Source organism: Methylobacterium tardum (genome assembly GCF_023546765.1).
GTDB classification, from domain to species: Bacteria; Pseudomonadota; Alphaproteobacteria; order Rhizobiales; family Beijerinckiaceae; genus Methylobacterium; species Methylobacterium tardum.
The window spans coordinates 4,324,047-4,340,000 of the sequence record NZ_CP097484.1 but is presented as its reverse complement, the minus strand read 5'-3'; the positions used below and the strand labels follow the sequence as shown (position 1 = coordinate 4,340,000).

Genomic DNA, 15,954 nt, shown 5'->3' with positions numbered 1-15,954 from the left:
GCGCGTTCGGCTGCGCGCCGCGCGCGCCTTACCGCGAAGTCATCCGGCCGCGAGCGTCCTGTAATCGGCAGTGGGTGATCGTCCCTATGCCAACGATCTGAGCGCCGGATCGCGTGGACGAAGCCGCCGGCGGACCTCGTGCCCTCCGAGGATCCTGAGGCGCCGCTTCGGAACGGGCCGGGAGCCCCCTCCCGCGGCCCCGGCCCGTTCAGGAGGCGACAGGGGAGGGGAGTGGCTTGACCATGTTGACCGAGACACGTTCCCCCGACTCGCGCGCCGCGCTATGGACCGGTTCCATGCGACTGCTCATCATCGAGGACGACCGGGAGGCGGCCGCCTATCTGGTGAAGGCGTTCCGCGAGACCGGGCACGTCGCCGACAGCGCGCATGACGGCCTCGACGGATACGCACTGGCGCGCGAAGGCGACTATGACGTGCTCATCGTCGACCGGATGTTGCCGAAACTCGACGGTCTCTCGCTGATCCGCTCGCTTCGCGAGCAGAAGGTGGCGACGCCCGCCCTGATCCTGTCGGCGCTGGGGCAGGTCGGCGACCGGGTGAAGGGCCTGCGCGCCGGCGGCGACGATTACCTGCCGAAACCCTATGCGTTCTCCGAGCTGCTCGCCCGGACCGAGGCCCTGGCCCGGCGGCAGGTCGGCTCGGGCGCCGCTGAAGAGACGCGCTACCGGATCGGCGATCTGGAACTCGACCGGCTGTCGCATCGCGTGACTCGCGCCGGCCGGGAGATCCCGTTGCAGCCGCGGGAATTCCGGCTTCTCGAATATCTAATGCGGCATGCCGGCCAGGTGGTGACGCGCACCATGCTGCTCGAACACGTCTGGGACTACCACTTCGACCCGCAGACCAACGTGATTGACGTCCACGTTTCGCGCCTGCGCGGCAAGCTCGACAAGGGCTTCCCGTCGCCGATCATCCACACGGTGCGGGGAGCCGGCTACGTGCTGCGCGTCGACGAGGGCGGCCCCGGGTGACCGGGTACCCGGCCGGCGAGCCCCTCGCGCCCGAGACCAGCGGCGCGCGCTTCCAGAAGCTGTTCCGCACGACCGCGTTCAAGCTGTCGCTCGCCTACCTCGCGATCTTCGCGCTCTGCGCCTTCCTGGCGCTCGGCTACGTCGCGTGGAATGCCCGGGCAGTGCTCGGCGACCAGATCGTCTCGACCATCGATGCCGAGATCAACGGCCTGTCGGAACAGTACAATGCCGGCGGCCTGCGCCGGCTGATCTCCGTGGTGGAGCGGCGCTCGCGCGAGCCGGGTGCCTCCCTCTACCTCGTGACCACGGCCGGCGGTGACCACGTCGTCGGCAATGTCGGCTACGTCCCGGCCGCGGTACTGGCGACGCCCGGCCAGAGCGAGACGCGCTACGGCCGCAACGATTCGGATGCCGAGGCGCACCGGGCGATCGTGCGGGTCTTCACCCTGCCGGGCGGATTCCGGCTCCTCGTCGGGCGCGACACCGAAGAGCGCGACCGGCTGCGCGCGGTGATCGGGCGCGCCTTCGTCACCTCGCTCGCCGCCGTCGTGCTCCTCGGGGTGATCGGCGGCTGGCTCGCGGCCAGCCGGGTCCTGCGCCGGGTCGATGCCATGACCCAGACCACCCGGGCGATCATGGCGGGCGATCTCGACGGCCGGCTGCACGTGGCCGGCAACGGCGACGAGCTCGACCGCCTCGCCTCAAGCCTCAACCAGATGCTGGAGCGCATCGGCGAGCTGATGCGCGGTATGCGCGAGGTGTCCGACAACATCGCCCACGATCTGAAGACGCCGCTGACCCGCCTGCGCAACCGGGCCGACGAGGCCCTGCGCCGCGCCTCATCGCCGGAGGAGCTGCGCGCGGCGCTCGAGGCCGTCATCGAGGAGGGCGACGGCCTGATCCGAGTGTTCAACGCCCTCCTGATGATCGCCCGGCTGGAGGCCGGCAGCGCCCGGGAAATTCTGGTGCCGCTGGATCTCGGACAGGCGGTGCGGGGCGTCGGCGACTTGTACGAGGCGCTCGCTGAGGATCAGGGGCTCGTCCTTGACGTGCGCACGGAGGAGGGCCTGACGATCGCCGGCAACCGCGAGCTGATCGGGCAGGCTCTGGCCAATCTCGTCGACAACGCCCTGAAATACGGAGCCGCCTCGGACGGCACGGCGGCGCGCGTCACCCTCGAAGCATGGCGTGCGGGCGAGACCGTCCGCCTCGCTGTCTCCGACCCCGGGCCGGGTATCCCGGAGGCGGAGCGCGCCCGCGTGCTCGATCGCTTCGTGCGGCTGGAGGACGCCCGCACGCGGCCCGGATTCGGGCTCGGCCTCAGCCTCGTCAACGCCGTCGTCCGCCTGCACCAGGGGACGCTGCGCCTCTCCGACAACGCGCCGGGTCTGCGGGTGGAGATCAGCTTCCCGGCCGAGACGGGCGCGGGGGGCGAGACCGGTGACATCGGGTACGCACCGCCATCGGACGGCCCTGTGCCGGTGGCGCCCTCACGCGCTAGGTAGGTCTTCGACCCGGCTTTCCGCGGCCGCCGCACCGGATCGGCCGTGCGTCCCAGGAGGCTCCATGACCCTCAAGACCAAGACCGCCCTCGTCACCGGCTCCACCAGCGGGATCGGCCTCGCCATCGCCCGCGCGCTCGCGGCGGAGGGCGCCAACGTCGTGCTGAACGGCTTCGGAGACGCGAACGCCATCGAGGACGCGCGCGCGGGGATCGAGAGCGCCTACGGAGTCAAGGCCCACTACTCGGCTGCCGACATGACCAAGCCGGAGGCGATCACCGCCATGGTGCGGGAGGCGGAAGAGGCGTTCGGATCCGTCGACGTGCTGGTCAACAATGCCGGCATCCAGTTCGTCTCACCGATCGAGGAGTTTCCGGCGGAGAAGTGGGAGCAGATCATCGCGATCAACCTGTCCTCGGCGTTCCACGCGATGCACGCGGCCATTCCCGGGATGAAGGCGCGCGGCTGGGGCCGGATCATCAACACGGCCTCGGCGCACTCGCTGGTCGCCTCGCCGTTCAAGTCGGCCTATGTGGCGGCCAAGCACGGGATCGCGGGCCTCAGCAAGGCGGCGGCACTGGAGCTCGCACCCCACAGGATCACGGTGAACTGCATCTCGCCGGGCTATGTGTGGACGCCGCTCGTGGAGGCGCAGATCCCCGACACCATGAAGGCCCGCGGCCTGACCAAGGAGCAGGTGATCGAGGACGTGCTACTGAAGGCGCAGCCGACCAAGGAATTCGTCACGGTCGATCAGGTCGCCGCGCTCGCGGTGTTTCTGTGCTCCGACGCGGCGAGCCAGATCACCGGCGCCAATATCAGCATGGATGGCGGCTGGACGGCGCAGTAGCTGGTTATCTGGGTTCGATCCGATTGATCGCGGCGCGGTCGCGAGACGTCCTGGAGCAGCCCCGCCCGGTGACGGGCGGGGCCATCCATCTTCAGCGGCGGCCGTGGACCAGCAGGGCCAGGCCGTAGCCGACGGCGCCCGCGATCAGCAGCGCGACCAGAGGATTCTCCTCCACCCGGGCGCCGACGGCGGCGCGCCCGTCACGCAGGTAGGAGCCGCTTCGGCCGTAGGCGTCGCCCGCCACGTCGCCGGCGCGATCATAGGCATCGCTCGCGTAGTCGCTCGCCCGGTCGGCGAGGTCGCGCGCCTTGTCCTTCACCTGCCCGTAGACATTCTGGGCTTGACCCTGAGCCTCGCGGAAGCGTCCCTCGACCGAGTCGCGGTTCGAGCCCACGAAATCGCCGGCCGCCCCCTGAACCTTGCCGGCAGCCTCCTTGGCGCCGCCGACGATCCGATCCGTATCAACCATGGTACTCTCCTGGACGTGAGCACGGCGCCGCGACAGGGGCGCCGCTCGTTACGCCGTCGTCCACCGAACGCGCGAGATGGCGTTTGTGCCCCCGGCCGATGCGAATTTGTGCGCCTCGACCCGGCGCCACGGAGGGGACGTGCCGCGAAACCCGTCAGAGGCCGATCAGCTCGGCAATGGCGGCCGCGCCCGCGGCCGGGGAGGTCTCGCCCCGGGCGACGCCCGCCTCCGCCTCGGCGGTGCGGCGTCGGATCTCGGGCGAGCCGACGAGGCGCTGGTGCAGGCGCTCGTCTACCAGCGCCCACATCCACTTCACGTCCTGCGTCCGGCGCTTCGCCTGGATCTCGCCGGTGGCGGTGAGCTTCTCCCGGTGATCGGCGATTTTCGCCCACAGGGCGTCGAGCCGCAGGTTGTGGAAGCCCGAGATCGTCACCACCGGCGGCGACCAGGTCGCGGAGGCCGGCGTCAGGATGTGCAGGGCCGCCCGGTATTCCGAGGCGGCGGCGTTGGCCCGCTGCTCGGCCTCGCCGCTGTCGGCCTTGTTGACCGCGATCATGTCGGCGAGTTCCAGGATTCCCTTCTTGATGCCCTGCAGCTCGTCGCCGGCCCCGGGCAGCATCAGCACGAGGAAGAAGTCCGTCAGGTCGGCAACCGCCGTCTCCGACTGGCCGACCCCCACCGTCTCGACCAAGATCACGTCGAATCCCGCAGCCTCGCACAGCAGCATCGTCTCGCGGGTCTTCGCCGCGACGCCGCCCAGGGTGCCGGATGACGGGGAGGGGCGGATGAACGCGCGCGGGTCGTGGGCGAGCCGCGCCATCCGGGTCTTGTCGCCCAGGATCGAGCCGCCGGTGCGCGAGGAGGACGGGTCGACCGCCAGCACCGCCACCTTGTGGCCGGCCTCGGTGAGGTTCGAGCCGAGGGCATCGATGGTGGTCGATTTGCCGACGCCGGGCACGCCGGTGATCCCGACCCGGATCGCCCGCCCGGTCTCCGGCAGAACGGAGTCGATGAGATCCGACGCGAGCGCCCGGTGATCGGCGCGCTTCGACTCGGCCAGCGTGATGGCCCGGGCCAGGGCGGCGCGGTCACCGCGCAGCAGGCGCTCGCGCAGGCTCTCGATGTCGATGGATGGCGTCATGGTCTCTTCATGGCGGCGCCAACGGCCGCCGTCGAGAGGGCGTGCCGTCGGGGCGGGGGACGGATCGGCTGTGGTCCGCACGCCACAAGCGCGGCCTTACCCGCTGTTCACACCGGTGTGCGGCGATCATGCCCCGCCATGGTCACGATCCTGGGCGACGGAGAACGCCCCGCCCGAGCGCACCCGGATCATGCCGAGCCATATCGTCTCACGCCGCATTCTTCTCCGGTTCGGTGCCCTCGCGGGCGCCGCGGGTCTCGCGCCGTTGCTCGGCGCCTGCGTCACGGACGACCTCGGAACCGGAGCCGGGCTGCCCGAGAAGCAGTCGGCGCTCGATGTCATGCCGGTGCTGCTGGTGGCGACCACCCGCAAGCCCGTGGGCAACCCGCCGCGCCCACCGTATTTCAGCAGTGATCGCGGACGCGGCCTGAGCTTCGCCGAAGTGCGCCTGTCGCCCCCCGACCGCTCCTTGCTGGGGAAGGTCTCGGCCGTCATCACCGGCGACTGGACCATCGGGGCGGTGCCGAAGACCGAGACGGGCCCGGCCGCCGCCGAAGCCTTCGCGCAGGCCGCCCTGGGCCGCGACGTGCTGATCTACGTCCACGGCTATCGCGAATCGTTCGAGTCGGCCGCCGTCAGCGCCGCCCGGCTCTCGGACGGGATCCGCTTCCGCGGCGTCTCGGGCCTGTTCACGTGGCCGTCGGCGGCCGCGACCCTGGATTACAATTACGATCGCGAGAGCGCCCTGTGGTCGCGCGACGCCTTCGAGGACCTGCTCAAGGCCCTGGCCGCCTCGCCGAGCGGCGGCCGGATCAACATCGTCGCGCACTCGATGGGCACGCTCCTGACCCTGGAGACCCTGCGCATGCTGCGCGCCGAGGCCGGCGAGGCGGCGATGGCGCGCATCGGCGCGGTCGTGCTCGCCGCGCCCGACATCGATTTCGACCTGTTCTCCAACGGCGTCGCCCGGCTGGGACCCGACGTCTCGAAGATCACCGTGATCTCCGCCACCAACGATCGCGCCCTCGAGCTCTCGGCCGCGATCGCGGGCGGCGTCCGGGCCGGCGCCGTCGACCGCGCCAAGCTGGAGGCGCTCGGCGTGCGCGTCGCGGACGCCTCCGATTACGGCGGCGGCCTGATCAACCACGACCTATTCCTCTCGAATCCGGAGGTTCAGGGCGTGGTCAAGCGCGCCATCGCGCGGGGTGCCGGCGTCTGAGGCCCCGGCGGGGTCTCAGCCCATCCGGGTCGTCATGATCTGTGGCGGAAGCGGCTCCTCCGGCGGGAGGGTTGCGACCGCGGGCCTTTCGGTCTGGTCGACTTGGTCGGCCCAGACCCGGAAACCGACGAGCGGATTGGGCCCGAACGTGTGTGTCAGCGGGACGTCCGCGGCGTCGCGGCCGTAGGCCACCATCACCCGCCCGACCCGCGGGCTGTTGTTGCGCGGGTCGAATACGTGCCATCGGCCGCCGAGATAGACCTCCATCCAGGCGGCGAAGTCGCCGGCCGGATGCGGCTCGGGCTCGCCGAGGAAGCTGACATAGCCGGTGCAGTAGCGCGTCGGGATATTGAGGGCGCGGCAGAACGCCACCGCGAGATGCGTGAAGTCCCGGCAGACGCCGCGCCCGCCCGCGTAGGCGTCGACGGCCGTCCGGTCCCGATGCGCGAACTCGTAGCCGAACGCGATATGGCCATGGACGAAGTCGCAGACCGCCTGCACCCGTTCCCAGCCCGGCGTGATCCCGCCGAACAGCTGCCACGCCGTGTCGGCCAGAAGATCTGACTCGCAGTAGCGGCTCGGCAGCAGGAACACGATGGTCTCCGGCGGCAGGGCCTCGACGGCGTGCTGCTCGGCGTCCGGATGCGCCGGATCGGGCTTCCCGTCATCGCGGATCACCGCATCGGTGCCGATGGTGAAGCTGCCAGCCGGCGCGGTCAGGCGGCCGCACAGATTGCCGAAGCCGTCCCGATAGATCTCCACGGGCACGGGCGGCTCGGTGCGGAGCGCGTCGGGTTCCTCGAGGGCATCGGCCCGGGAGGGATGCACGTTGAGCATCACCACCATGGGCACGGGATAGGGAAAGGCGTAGCGCATCTCGCAGCCGAGCCTGATCCGCATGCGCGGGAATTCCTTCCATTGTCCGATGCTGGCCGTCCTGGCCGGACGTGCGGCGCCGAATCGTGCCGCCACCGCAGTGGCGGGCTTGGCGCCCGGCCGCTTCACCCCTACAGCATCCCGGCGCGGCGCCCATGACCGCCGGTCGAAACCCACGGGTTTTCGCCCGGGGCTCGGCGTCGCACCCGCGCGATCCCGTCGACCGGGCGCGCCTGAGGACGGTTACGAGAGGGATGCCGGCCATGTTCACGCTCGAGATCGACGGCACCGCCGTTGCGGTGATCAACAGCGACGAGGCGTCCGCCAAGGACCTGTTCACCTGTGAAGGTTTCAAGGAGGACATCCGGACCATGACGAGCGAGGGCAAGCCGCTCTGGAACGGCACCTCCGCGCTCAAGGTCCGGGCGGCCACCGAGGACGAGATCGAGATCTTCGAGGACGCCCTGGCGGAAGATGACGGGGAGGGAGAGTTCACCGACGACGCCCGCCACGCCGACGCCGATTCGGACGACGAGGACGAGGCCGACATCGTCTTCCTGGTGGATATCGATGAGGACGAAGACGAGGACGAAGCCGACGCCTGAGCGCGGCTGAACCCAAGAGCCTCCCGGGTGGTTTCCGATCGGATTTGGACATCACGACCGGGAGGACGGCATGGCTGACAGCAGGCGGATCGTCGACGCGCTGGTGCGCGCGCGGCGCGGCGGGCTGGCTACGGGCGCGGCCCTCGGCGGCCTCGCGCTGATCGGCGGCCTCGCCTTCCGGGCCCTGCGCGGGACGGCGCCGCCCGAGACCGGCGGGCCCGATTTCACGAGTGTCGATGAGGACGAGGCCCGGCTGATGCTGCGGGCCATGGTGGCGGCGACCACGGCGGACGGCATGGTCGACGCCGCGGAGCGCAAGCGTCTCGACGCCGCCGTGGCCGAGGCGGGCCTCGATGCCGACGGTCGGTCTTGGCTGGAGCGCGAGCTCGCGAGCCCGGCCGACCTCGACGAGATCGCCGACCGCGTCGCGGGACCGGATGCCGCGGCGCGGATCTACGCGGCGGCCCGGCTCGCGATCGATCCCGACACGATCCAGGAGCGACAGTTCCTGAAGATGCTCGCCGAGGCCCTGGACCTTCCCGCAGAGGCCGCCGCCCGGGTCGAACGCGACATCGCGGCCTGACGGCGAGCCGTTCAGCCGGCCGCCCTCCCACGGCGGCCGGGCTTTGTGCTAGGCATACAAGTCGTGATGTGGTCCGGCCGGACTGTCCGCGGGGAGACGGAATATTCCATGCCAGGTCTGTCAGTGCCCGCGCTGGGGCGCGCCCGCCGGATCGCCGGCGCGCTGGTCGCCGCCATGCTGATTGCCGGTGGACCCGCCTCCGCGGCTGATCCCGCTCCGGGGCCGCTCACGATCGCCGAGCAGGGCAGCTTCTTCGTCGGCGGCCGCGACGTCCAGTCGGACACGCTCTCGACGCTGCCGGCCTACGCGCCCTCGGGCACGATCAGCGTCGATCAGATCTATGTCCGCTATCAGATCCCGGTGAGCGCCGGCCGGCCGCCGCTGGTCCTGATCCACGGGTGCTGCCTCACCGGCAAGACCTGGGAGACGACGCCGGACGGGCGCATGGGCTGGGACGAGTTCTTCGTCCGCCACGGCTTTCCCACCTACGTGATCGATCAGGCGTGGCGTGGGCGCTCGGCGGCGAGCCCGGCGCAGATCAATGCCGTCAAGGCGGGCCGGGCCGATCCGAATTCCCTGCCCGCCGTCTTCTCGGCCGGGCGCGAACCGGCCTGGGCGATCTTCCGGTTCGGTCCGGAATACCCGAAGGTGTTCCCGGACATGCAATTCCCCCTGGAGGCCCAGGGCGAGTTCTGGAAGCAGATGGTGCCCGACTGGTCGGCGTCGCTGCCGGTGCCGAACCCGACCGTGCCGGCCCTGTCGGACCTCGCCAAGCGCCTCAAGGGCGCGGTGCTGATCTCGCACTCGCAGTCGGGGATCTACCCGTTCCAGACCGCCGCCCTCGACCGCTCCGGGATCCGCGCCATCGTGGCCATCGAGCCTGCGGCGTGCCCGGACCCGGCCAAGGACGACCTGTCCCCCTACAAGGATCTGCCGATCCTCGTGCTGTTCGGCGACTACGTCGATGCCTCGCCCCGCTGGGCGCCCCGGCTCAAGCAGTGCCGCGGCTTCGTGGCTGCGGCGAACGCGGCCGGTGGCCGGGCCGAGCTGATCCTGCTGCCGGAGATCGGCATCCACGGCAATTCGCACATGCTGATGCAGGACAAGAACAGCCTGGACATCGCAGACTGGCTGTCCGGCTGGATCGACAAGCGCGCGCCGGGCAAGTCGTGAGGCGCGCAAACCGGGCGCGACGGGCCGCGCTGATCGCACCGGTGTCCATCTGAAAGCTTCGGTCGACGCATTCCGCGCCGTCATCACGAGCGAAGCGAGGTGACCCAGGGTAGCGCGACGTCGCGAGGCGTGGCGCCGCCTGGATTGCTTCGCTGCGCTCGCAAGGACGGCCGCGTCGACATCGTGAGCCTGGAGGAGTCTTCACGCCCCTCTGCCGAGGTCGTGACGCGGTGTCCTCTCAGCCCGGCTTGCGCTCGCTGAGGAACGTGCCCATCCGCTCCAGCGCGCGGCGGATGTTCTCCGCCGAGTTGGCGTAGGACAGGCGGATATAGCCCTCGCCGTGGATTCCGAAATCCGGGCCGCCGATCACCGCGACGCCCGCCTCCTCCAGCAGGGTCGAGGCCAGGGCCTTCGCCTTCCAGCCGGTCCGGGAGATGTTCGGGAAGGCGTAGAACGCGCCCTTCGGGGCGATGCAGGACACGTCCGGCAGGCTGTTCAGGCCGTCCACCACGATCGCCCGGCGCCGGTCGAACGCGGCGACCATCTCGGCCACACAATCCTGCGGGCCATCGAGCGCGGCGATCCCGGCCCACTGCGTCGCCGCGTTCACGCAGGAATGCGCGTTGACCGCAAGCTTGCGCGCGGCGTCGTAGAGCGGCTTCGGCCAGACCGACCAGCCGAGCCGCCAGCCGGTCATCGCGTAGGTCTTCGACGCCCCGTCGAGATAGACCAGCCGGTCGCGGATCTCGGGATATTTCAGAAGCGAGTGATGCTGCTCGCCGTCATACGTCATCGTGCCGTAGATCTCGTCCGACAGCACCGCCACGTCGGGGTGCTCGGTCAGACCCTTCACCAGGGCGTCGATCTCGGCCTTCGGGGTCACGCCGCCGGTGGGGTTGGCAGGCGAGTTGACGATCAGCAGGCGGGTCTTCGGCGTGATCAGCGCCAGGGTCTCGGCCGCCGAGAATGCGAAGCCGTTCTCCTCGCGGATCGGCACCGGGACCGGCGTCGCGCCGGTGAACTCGATCATCGAGCGGTAGATCGGGAATCCGGGGTCCGGATAGAGGATCTCGGTCCCGGGCGCGCCGAACATCAGGATCGCCATGAACATGGTGACCTTGCCGCCCGGCACGATCATCACGGAATCCGGCGAGACCTCGACGCTGTGGCGGCGGTGGATGTCGCGGGCCACGGCCTCGCGCAAGCCCGGAATGCCCACCGCCGGCGTGTAGCCGTGATGGCCGTCGCGCAGGGCCTTGATGCCGGCCTCGACCACGTGGGCGGGGGTCGGCATGTCCGGCTGGCCGATGCCGAGATTGATCACGTCGCGGCCCTGGGACGCCAGGGCCTGGGCGCGGGCGAGCACCGCGAAGGCATTCTCCTCGCCGATGCGCGAGAAGGCCGGGACCACGTGCAGCATCGCGCCCTCCGGGCCGAGTCGGATCAGTGCTTGGCGCGCTCGGACAGCTTCATCGCGCCGAACGACATCGCCACCGCGATCGCGCCCAGGATCACGAAGGTCTTCACCGACGCGTAGAACAGGTCCGGATTGATGCCCTCATCCGTGTAGAGCACGAGGCCGATCGCGGCGAGCGGCAGGGACAGCAGGATGAAGAGGGGGACGAGCGGGTTCATGTTCGACACTCAGATCCGGCACGCGGTCATCCGCGGCTCATAGGCAGCGCGCCTGCATATCACCCCGCCGCGCAGCTTGGGACCCCACAGGCTGCAGTTTTTCTCCAGACCGGCCGGACGCAAACAGATACGCAAGCATTTAGCCCGATATTGCCTCTGCGAGAGGACAAAACCGTATGGCTCGGACGTCGGTTACTTCAAATGGGATGGGGCGCGAAGCGTCCCCGGTTGACCTTCTCGCCCTCCATATCGGCAAGCTCCTGCGTCATCCTGCCTACCGGCGCGCGAGCATCGTCAGTCCGCTGCTGCTGCGCCATCTGCCGCACGGGTCCGGCTACGACTGGAACGGCGAGGCGGCCCTGCGCGAGCGTCTTCGCCACGCCGCCCTCGATCAGGCGAGCCTCGACCACCTCCTCCGGAACGTGCAGGCCGAGTGTCAGCGCCTGCGTCAGCCAACCGAGCGCTGAGCCCGCTCACGCCGGGACCCGGACGGTGGCGCGCAGGCCGCCCAGCGGGCTGTCCTGCAGGGTGATGTCGCCGCCATGGGCCCGGGCGATGTCCCGGGCGATGGCCAAGCCGAGGCCGGACCCACCGGCATCCTGGCGGGCATCGTCGAGCCGCACGAACGGCTTGAACACCGCCTCGCGGCTCTCGGGCGGGATGCCCGGCCCGTCATCGCCGATCGAGACGAAGAAGGCGCGGGCCTCCAGGCGTCCGGAGATCGCCACCGTCTCGGCATAGCGGGCCGCGTTGGCCGCGAGGTTGAACAGGCAGCGCCGGAAGGCGCCCGGCCGCACGGTGATCTCCGGCGCGCCGACGAGGTCCACCGCCGAGACGTGCGCGCCGAGCCGCTCCACGTCGCTCCGCAGATCCTCCAGCAGGGCGCGCATGTCCGTGGGCGTCGCGGGTTCGGCCGAATCGCCGCGCGCGAACGCGAGGTAGCCCTCCAGCATCCGGCTCATCTCGTCGACGTCACGGCTCAGATCCTCGATCTCGCTGGTCTGCTCGACCAGCGCCAGGGAGAGGCGGAACCGCGTCAGGATGGTGCGCAGGTCGTGGCTGACGCCGTTGAGCATCGTGGTGCGCTGCTCCATCGCCCGCTCGATGCGCCGCTTCATCTCGATGAAGGCGTGGCCTGCCTGACGCACCTCGCGGGCGCCGCGCGGCCGGAACTCGATCTCCCGGCCCTTGCCGAACCCCTCCGCCACGGCGGCGAGCCGCAGGATCGGCTTGATCTGGTTGCGCAGGAACAGGATCGCCACGCCGAGCAGGACCAGCGAGGAGCCGATCATCCAGACCAGAAAGATGTGCGAGTTCGACGCATAGGCCGGCTGCGCCGGGCCGTGATGCGCATCACCCCGTCGGGGATCGCCACCCGGATCTCGATCAGGTTCGAGCGGCCGACCGTGTCGATCCAGAACGGGCGCCGGATCTGGCGCTTGATCTCGTCGGACAGCGCCTCGTCCAGGATCGAGAAGAACGGCCGCGGGCCCGGCGGCGGCAGCTTGGCGCCCTTGAGGATGTCGAGGTCGAGATTCAGCCGCTCGCCCGCGATCCGCGAGAGGGTGTCGGCATCCTTGTCCTGCGGGTAGCTCTCGTAGATGTCGATCAGCGCCGCGACGTCCGCGGTCACGGCCGCGGACAGGCGCTTGGTCACCAGCTGCCAGTGCCGCTCCATGAAGGTGTAGGCGATCACCGATTGGAGCAGGACGACGGGCGCGATGATGATGATCAGCGAGCGGGCGTAGAGGCCCTTCGGTAGCACGTCGCCGATCGCCCGGCTGAGGCGCTTCCAGAGCCGGTGCGGGCCAGAGCGCGGCGGATCCTTTCGCAGAGCGCGCGCGAGGGCGGGATCGGGGGCGTTCATGGGGCTGGGCGCCGGGGCCGGGCCCATCGGGAGAAAGGGGCATCGGTTTCAGCGAAAATTCCACCCCGCGCCCGCATCCTGAGATGCGGCGCAGCCGTCTCGAAGGAGGGCTCCAGCCAGCCGCGCGATCCCTGGCGGGCTCCTTCGAGGCCTCCGCTTCGCTCCGGCACCTCAGGATGAGGGCGTGGGTTGGATGGGCCGAACACGTCTCGGGATACCGCCTGCGCGAAAGGTTGTCCGGACAGAGTATGGCCGCGCGCCGCGTTCCGCCATCGTTCTCTGACACGCGCTTCGGCCGCGAAGGCTTCTTGCACGGCGGCGCCCGGGCCATACCTGAGGGGTGCGGGGGCGCCCGCCGGCCGAAGGTCTTCGAGGCCATGCTCAGCACCGATACCGACATCCTCACCGCCGCCGAGTCCTGGCGGCGCGACGGCCGCGCCGTGGCGCTGGCCACCGTCATCGAGACCTGGGGCTCGGCCCCGCGGCCCGTGGGCAGTCACCTCGTGGTCGACGGCGAGGGCAATTTCCTCGGCTCCGTCTCGGGCGGCTGCGTCGAGGGCGCGGTGATCACCGAGGCGATCGAGGTGATCGAGGCCGGTGCCCCACGCGTCCTCGAATTCGGCGTCGCCGACGAGACCGCGTGGCGGGCCGGTTTGTCCTGCGGCGGCCGGATCCGGGTATTCGTCGAGCGGGTCGACTGATGCGTACCGACCTTCTGGCCGAGCTCAACGCGGAGCGGGCGGCGCGCCGGGCCGCGATCTTGGTCACCGACATCGCCGACGGGGCGCAGCGCCTCGTTCGCGAGGCGGAGATCGCCGCCGACCCGCTCGGCACGGTGCTGGCCAAGCATCTCGCGTCCGGGAAGAGCGGCCTCGCCGAGGCCGACGGCCGAACGCTGTTCCTCACCGTGCAGGTGCCGCCGGTGCGGCTCGTGGTGGTCGGCGCCGTCCACATCTCGCAGGCGATGGCGCCGATGGCGGTGGGGCTCGACCTCGCACTCACGGTGATCGACCCGCGCACGGCCTTCGCGACGCCCGAGCGCTTCCCGGGGATCGAGCTCGTGGCCGAGTGGCCGGACGCTGCGCTCGGGCAGAGCGTGCCCCCGCTCGACCGGTACAGCGCGCTCGCGGCCCTGACTCACGACCCCAAGATCGACGATCCGGCCCTGAAGGCGGCGCTGACGGCCGGGTGCTTCTACGTGGGCGCCCTCGGCTCGCGGAAGACCCATGCGGCCCGCGTCGCGCGGCTCACCGAGGCCGGGTTCTCGCCCGAGCAGATCGGCCGGATCCGGGCGCCGATCGGCCTCCCCCTCGGGGCTGTGAGCCCCGCCGAGATCGCGCTCGCCGTGCTGGCCGAGATTGTGGCGGCCCTGCGCCGCGCCCCCCGTCCGGAGGTCGCGTGAGGTTCGGTCCCGTCCCGGTCGCCGAGGCGGCCGGGCTGATCAGCGCCCATTCCGTCCGGCGCGACGGCATCACCCTGCGCAAGGGGGCGGTGATCGCCTCCGACACGGCGGCGTCCCTGGCGCGCGCCGGCCTGTCGGAGATCGTCGCGGCGACCCTGGAGCCGGGTGATGTCGGGGAAGACGCGGCCGCCGCCCGCCTGGCCACCCATCTCGCGGGTCCGAATCTGCGTGTCGAGCCGCCCTTCACCGGCCGCTGCAACCTCTTCGCCGAGACGGCCGGGGTCCTGACCCTGGATCCTGCGCAGATCGATGCCGTGAACGCGGTGGACGAGGCCGTGACGGTGGCGACGCTGCCGCGCTTCAAGCCGGTCGTCGCCGGCGAGATGGTCGCGACCGTGAAGATTATCCCCTACGCGGTGCCGGGTACGGTACTGGATCGCGCCGGCGCGGCGGCCGCGGGCGGCGTGCTGGCGGTGGCGCCCTATCGCCGGCGGCGTGTGGGCGTGGTCTCGACCCGCCTGCCCAGCCTCAAGGAGACGACCATCGACAAGACCCTCCGGGTGCTGGCCGAGCGCCTCGTCCCTACAGGCGCCGAGATCGTCGCCGAGACCCGGGTGCCGCACGCGGCCGAAGCGGTCGCCGCGGCCCTCGTCGACGCGACCGACCGGGCCGGGGCCGACCTCGTGGTGGTGTTCGGCGCCTCGGCCATCGCCGACCGGCGCGACGTCATCCCGGCCGGGATCAAGGCGGCTGGTGGCCGGGTCGAGCATCTCGGGATGCCGGTCGATCCGGGCAACCTGCTGTTGATCGGCAGCCGGAGCGACGTGCCGGTGATCGGCGCGCCGGGCTGCGCGCGCTCGCCCAAGGAGAACGGCTTCGACTGGATCCTGCACCGCCTGCTGGCCGATCTGCCCGTCACCCGCGCCGACATCGTCGCGCTGGGGGTTGGCGGGCTGCTGATGGAGATCGTCTCGCGCCCGCAGCCGCGCGCCGGCGGCGAGACCGCGGGTGACGAGATGGAACCGGATCCGGCCGCGCATGGCTGAAATCGGTACGGTCCTGCTCGCCGCGGGTCTCGGCAGCCGCTTCGGCCCGGCGCCGAAGCTGCTCGCGCCCCTCGACGGCAAGCCGCTGGTTCGCCACGCGGCCGAGGCCGCCCTGGGCGCCCGGCCGCGCCCGGTTGTCGCCGTGCTGGGTGCGCACGCGGAGGCCGTGCGGGCCGCCCTCGACGGGCTCGACCTGGTCGGCATCGACAACCCGGATTACCGCGCCGGTCTCGCCACCTCGCTGCGGGCCGGGCTCGCGGCTTTGCCGGAGACCTGCTCGGCCGCCGTGGTGGTGCTGGGCGACATGCCGCGCGTCACCGCCGCCCATATCGACCGCCTCGCGGCGGCCTTCGCGGGCGCGCGAGTCGAGCCGGCCGCCGTGGCCCCGGTGCAGGACGGACGGCGCGGCAATCCGGTGCTCCTCAACCTCCGCCGCCTCGGTCCCGAGATCGCCCGCCTCGCCGGCGACCATGGGGCCGGGCCGCTCCTGAAGGGGCGGGCGGACGTGCTGGAGATCCCGGGCGATCCGGGCACCGCCCTCGACATCGACACGCCCGCGGGGCTCGCCGTCCTGCAGGGTGGTCCGGCCTGACC

General features: G+C 71.0%; 17 protein-coding genes and 1 pseudogene. 12 read left to right on the top strand and 6 right to left on the bottom strand.

The genetic code is table 11. The features are described 5' to 3' along the window. Window positions 1-296: 296 nt before the first annotated feature. From M6G65_RS20670 to M6G65_RS20660, 3 genes are all read left to right on the top strand, one after another. A complete protein-coding gene (locus tag M6G65_RS20670; RefSeq protein WP_250102819.1) occupies window positions 297-992 on the top strand; it encodes a response regulator transcription factor in 696 nt (231 codons plus the stop codon). Continuing rightward, entirely contained in the window at window positions 989-2,497 is a 1,509-nt protein-coding gene (locus tag M6G65_RS20665; protein ID WP_250102818.1) for a sensor histidine kinase, read from the top strand. Before M6G65_RS20670 ends, M6G65_RS20665 begins: the two co-directional genes overlap by 4 nt. A 61-nt stretch (window positions 2,498-2,558) precedes the next feature. Continuing rightward, entirely contained in the window at window positions 2,559-3,344 is a 786-nt protein-coding gene (locus M6G65_RS20660) for a 3-hydroxybutyrate dehydrogenase (protein WP_238199906.1), read from the top strand. A 91-nt stretch (window positions 3,345-3,435) separates the two neighbouring features. On the opposite strand, the gene M6G65_RS20655 is transcribed toward M6G65_RS20660, so the two are convergent. Next, on the bottom strand, window positions 3,436-3,813 hold the full coding sequence (locus M6G65_RS20655; RefSeq protein ID WP_192707831.1) for a CsbD family protein: 378 nt from the start codon (window positions 3,811-3,813) through the stop codon (window positions 3,436-3,438). 154 nt (window positions 3,814-3,967) lie between these two features. Then, window positions 3,968-4,954, bottom strand: a complete 987-nt coding sequence (gene meaB / locus M6G65_RS20650) for a methylmalonyl Co-A mutase-associated GTPase MeaB (RefSeq protein WP_250102817.1) — start codon at window positions 4,952-4,954, stop codon at window positions 3,968-3,970. A gap of 190 nt (window positions 4,955-5,144) precedes the next feature. Between meaB and M6G65_RS20645 the strand changes: the two genes are divergently transcribed. Beyond that, the gene (locus M6G65_RS20645) at window positions 5,145-6,173 is read left to right on the top strand and encodes an alpha/beta hydrolase (protein ID WP_238199907.1); all 1,029 of its coding nucleotides are present in this window, start codon (window positions 5,145-5,147) and stop codon (window positions 6,171-6,173) included. Window positions 6,174-6,188: 15 nt separating this feature from the next. On the opposite strand, the gene M6G65_RS20640 is transcribed toward M6G65_RS20645, so the two are convergent. Next, complete coding sequence (locus tag M6G65_RS20640) at window positions 6,189-7,073, bottom strand: transglutaminase-like domain-containing protein (protein WP_238199909.1); 885 nt, start codon at window positions 7,071-7,073, stop codon at window positions 6,189-6,191. Between the two features lie 239 nt (window positions 7,074-7,312). On the opposite strand from M6G65_RS20640, the gene M6G65_RS20635 reads away from it, so the two are divergent. The 3 genes from M6G65_RS20635 (at window position 7,313) to M6G65_RS20625 (ending at window position 9,410) form a co-directional block, all read left to right on the top strand. Beyond that, window positions 7,313-7,654: a hypothetical protein gene (locus tag M6G65_RS20635; protein WP_238199911.1), complete on the top strand. Its 342-nt coding sequence runs from the start codon at window positions 7,313-7,315 to the stop codon at window positions 7,652-7,654. A 70-nt stretch (window positions 7,655-7,724) separates the two neighbouring features. Beyond that, window positions 7,725-8,237: a DUF533 domain-containing protein gene (locus tag M6G65_RS20630; RefSeq protein ID WP_238199912.1), complete on the top strand. Its 513-nt coding sequence runs from the start codon at window positions 7,725-7,727 to the stop codon at window positions 8,235-8,237. 108 nt (window positions 8,238-8,345) lie between these two features. Next, complete coding sequence (locus M6G65_RS20625; protein WP_238199913.1) at window positions 8,346-9,410, top strand: alpha/beta hydrolase family protein; 1,065 nt, start codon at window positions 8,346-8,348, stop codon at window positions 9,408-9,410. Between the two features lie 238 nt (window positions 9,411-9,648). Here the strand turns inward: M6G65_RS20625 and M6G65_RS20620 are convergent, their stop codons facing one another. Both M6G65_RS20620 and M6G65_RS20615 read right to left on the bottom strand, forming a co-directional pair. Next, a complete protein-coding gene (locus tag M6G65_RS20620) occupies window positions 9,649-10,830 on the bottom strand; it encodes a pyridoxal phosphate-dependent aminotransferase (RefSeq protein WP_238199914.1) in 1,182 nt (393 codons plus the stop codon). 23 nt (window positions 10,831-10,853) lie between these two features. After that, window positions 10,854-11,045 (bottom strand): hypothetical protein, encoded by a 192-nt coding sequence (locus M6G65_RS20615; RefSeq protein WP_192707839.1) that lies wholly within the window; start codon window positions 11,043-11,045, stop codon window positions 10,854-10,856. Between the two features lie 206 nt (window positions 11,046-11,251). Between M6G65_RS20615 and M6G65_RS20610 the strand changes: the two genes are divergently transcribed. Next, window positions 11,252-11,512 (top strand): hypothetical protein, encoded by a 261-nt coding sequence (locus tag M6G65_RS20610; protein WP_238199915.1) that lies wholly within the window; start codon window positions 11,252-11,254, stop codon window positions 11,510-11,512. A 6-nt stretch (window positions 11,513-11,518) separates the two neighbouring features. Here the strand turns inward: M6G65_RS20610 and M6G65_RS20605 are convergent. Further along, window positions 11,519-12,912, bottom strand: a pseudogene (locus M6G65_RS20605) (ATP-binding protein). Window positions 12,913-13,289: 377 nt separating this feature from the next. Here M6G65_RS20605 and M6G65_RS20600 point away from each other — a divergent pair. Genes M6G65_RS20600 through M6G65_RS20585 form a run of 4 tightly spaced genes read left to right on the top strand, consistent with a single transcriptional unit; the run spans window position 13,290 to window position 15,952 of the window. Then, complete coding sequence (locus M6G65_RS20600) at window positions 13,290-13,613, top strand: XdhC family protein (RefSeq protein WP_192707842.1); 324 nt, start codon at window positions 13,290-13,292, stop codon at window positions 13,611-13,613. Continuing rightward, the gene (locus tag M6G65_RS20595) at window positions 13,613-14,314 is read left to right on the top strand and encodes an XdhC family protein (protein WP_250102816.1); all 702 of its coding nucleotides are present in this window, start codon (window positions 13,613-13,615) and stop codon (window positions 14,312-14,314) included. Before M6G65_RS20600 ends, M6G65_RS20595 begins: the two co-directional genes overlap by 1 nt. Continuing rightward, a complete protein-coding gene (locus M6G65_RS20590) occupies window positions 14,311-15,360 on the top strand; it encodes a molybdopterin-binding protein (protein WP_250102815.1) in 1,050 nt (349 codons plus the stop codon). The genes M6G65_RS20595 and M6G65_RS20590 overlap by 4 nt, the downstream gene beginning before the upstream one ends. Next, the gene (locus M6G65_RS20585; RefSeq protein ID WP_238199919.1) at window positions 15,353-15,952 is read left to right on the top strand and encodes a nucleotidyltransferase family protein; all 600 of its coding nucleotides are present in this window, start codon (window positions 15,353-15,355) and stop codon (window positions 15,950-15,952) included. Before M6G65_RS20590 ends, M6G65_RS20585 begins: the two co-directional genes overlap by 8 nt. The last annotated feature ends 2 nt before the right edge of the window (window positions 15,953-15,954 follow it).

What these genes read in the sequence shown, in the direction of transcription:
- M6G65_RS20670 (WP_250102819.1), top strand. Translation starts at nt 297, where the DNA reads ATGCGACTGCTCATCATCGAGGACGACCGGGAGGCGGCCGCCTATCTG.
- M6G65_RS20660 (WP_238199906.1), top strand. Translation starts at nt 2,559, where the DNA reads ATGACCCTCAAGACCAAGACCGCCCTCGTCACCGGCTCCACCAGCGGG.
- M6G65_RS20655 (WP_192707831.1), bottom strand. Translation starts at nt 3,813, where the DNA reads ATGGTTGATACGGATCGGATCGTCGGCGGCGCCAAGGAGGCTGCCGGC.
- meaB (WP_250102817.1), bottom strand. Translation starts at nt 4,954, where the DNA reads ATGACGCCATCCATCGACATCGAGAGCCTGCGCGAGCGCCTGCTGCGC.
- M6G65_RS20645 (WP_238199907.1), top strand. Translation starts at nt 5,145, where the DNA reads ATGCCGAGCCATATCGTCTCACGCCGCATTCTTCTCCGGTTCGGTGCC.
- M6G65_RS20640 (WP_238199909.1), bottom strand. Translation starts at nt 7,073, where the DNA reads ATGCGGATCAGGCTCGGCTGCGAGATGCGCTACGCCTTTCCCTATCCC.
- M6G65_RS20635 (WP_238199911.1), top strand. Translation starts at nt 7,313, where the DNA reads ATGTTCACGCTCGAGATCGACGGCACCGCCGTTGCGGTGATCAACAGC.
- M6G65_RS20630 (WP_238199912.1), top strand. Translation starts at nt 7,725, where the DNA reads ATGGCTGACAGCAGGCGGATCGTCGACGCGCTGGTGCGCGCGCGGCGC.
- M6G65_RS20625 (WP_238199913.1), top strand. Translation starts at nt 8,346, where the DNA reads ATGCCAGGTCTGTCAGTGCCCGCGCTGGGGCGCGCCCGCCGGATCGCC.
- M6G65_RS20620 (WP_238199914.1), bottom strand. Translation starts at nt 10,830, where the DNA reads ATGCTGCACGTGGTCCCGGCCTTCTCGCGCATCGGCGAGGAGAATGCC.
- M6G65_RS20615 (WP_192707839.1), bottom strand. Translation starts at nt 11,045, where the DNA reads ATGAACCCGCTCGTCCCCCTCTTCATCCTGCTGTCCCTGCCGCTCGCC.
- M6G65_RS20610 (WP_238199915.1), top strand. Translation starts at nt 11,252, where the DNA reads ATGGGGCGCGAAGCGTCCCCGGTTGACCTTCTCGCCCTCCATATCGGC.
- M6G65_RS20600 (WP_192707842.1), top strand. Translation starts at nt 13,290, where the DNA reads ATGCTCAGCACCGATACCGACATCCTCACCGCCGCCGAGTCCTGGCGG.
- M6G65_RS20595 (WP_250102816.1), top strand. Translation starts at nt 13,613, where the DNA reads ATGCGTACCGACCTTCTGGCCGAGCTCAACGCGGAGCGGGCGGCGCGC.
- M6G65_RS20585 (WP_238199919.1), top strand. Translation starts at nt 15,353, where the DNA reads ATGGCTGAAATCGGTACGGTCCTGCTCGCCGCGGGTCTCGGCAGCCGC.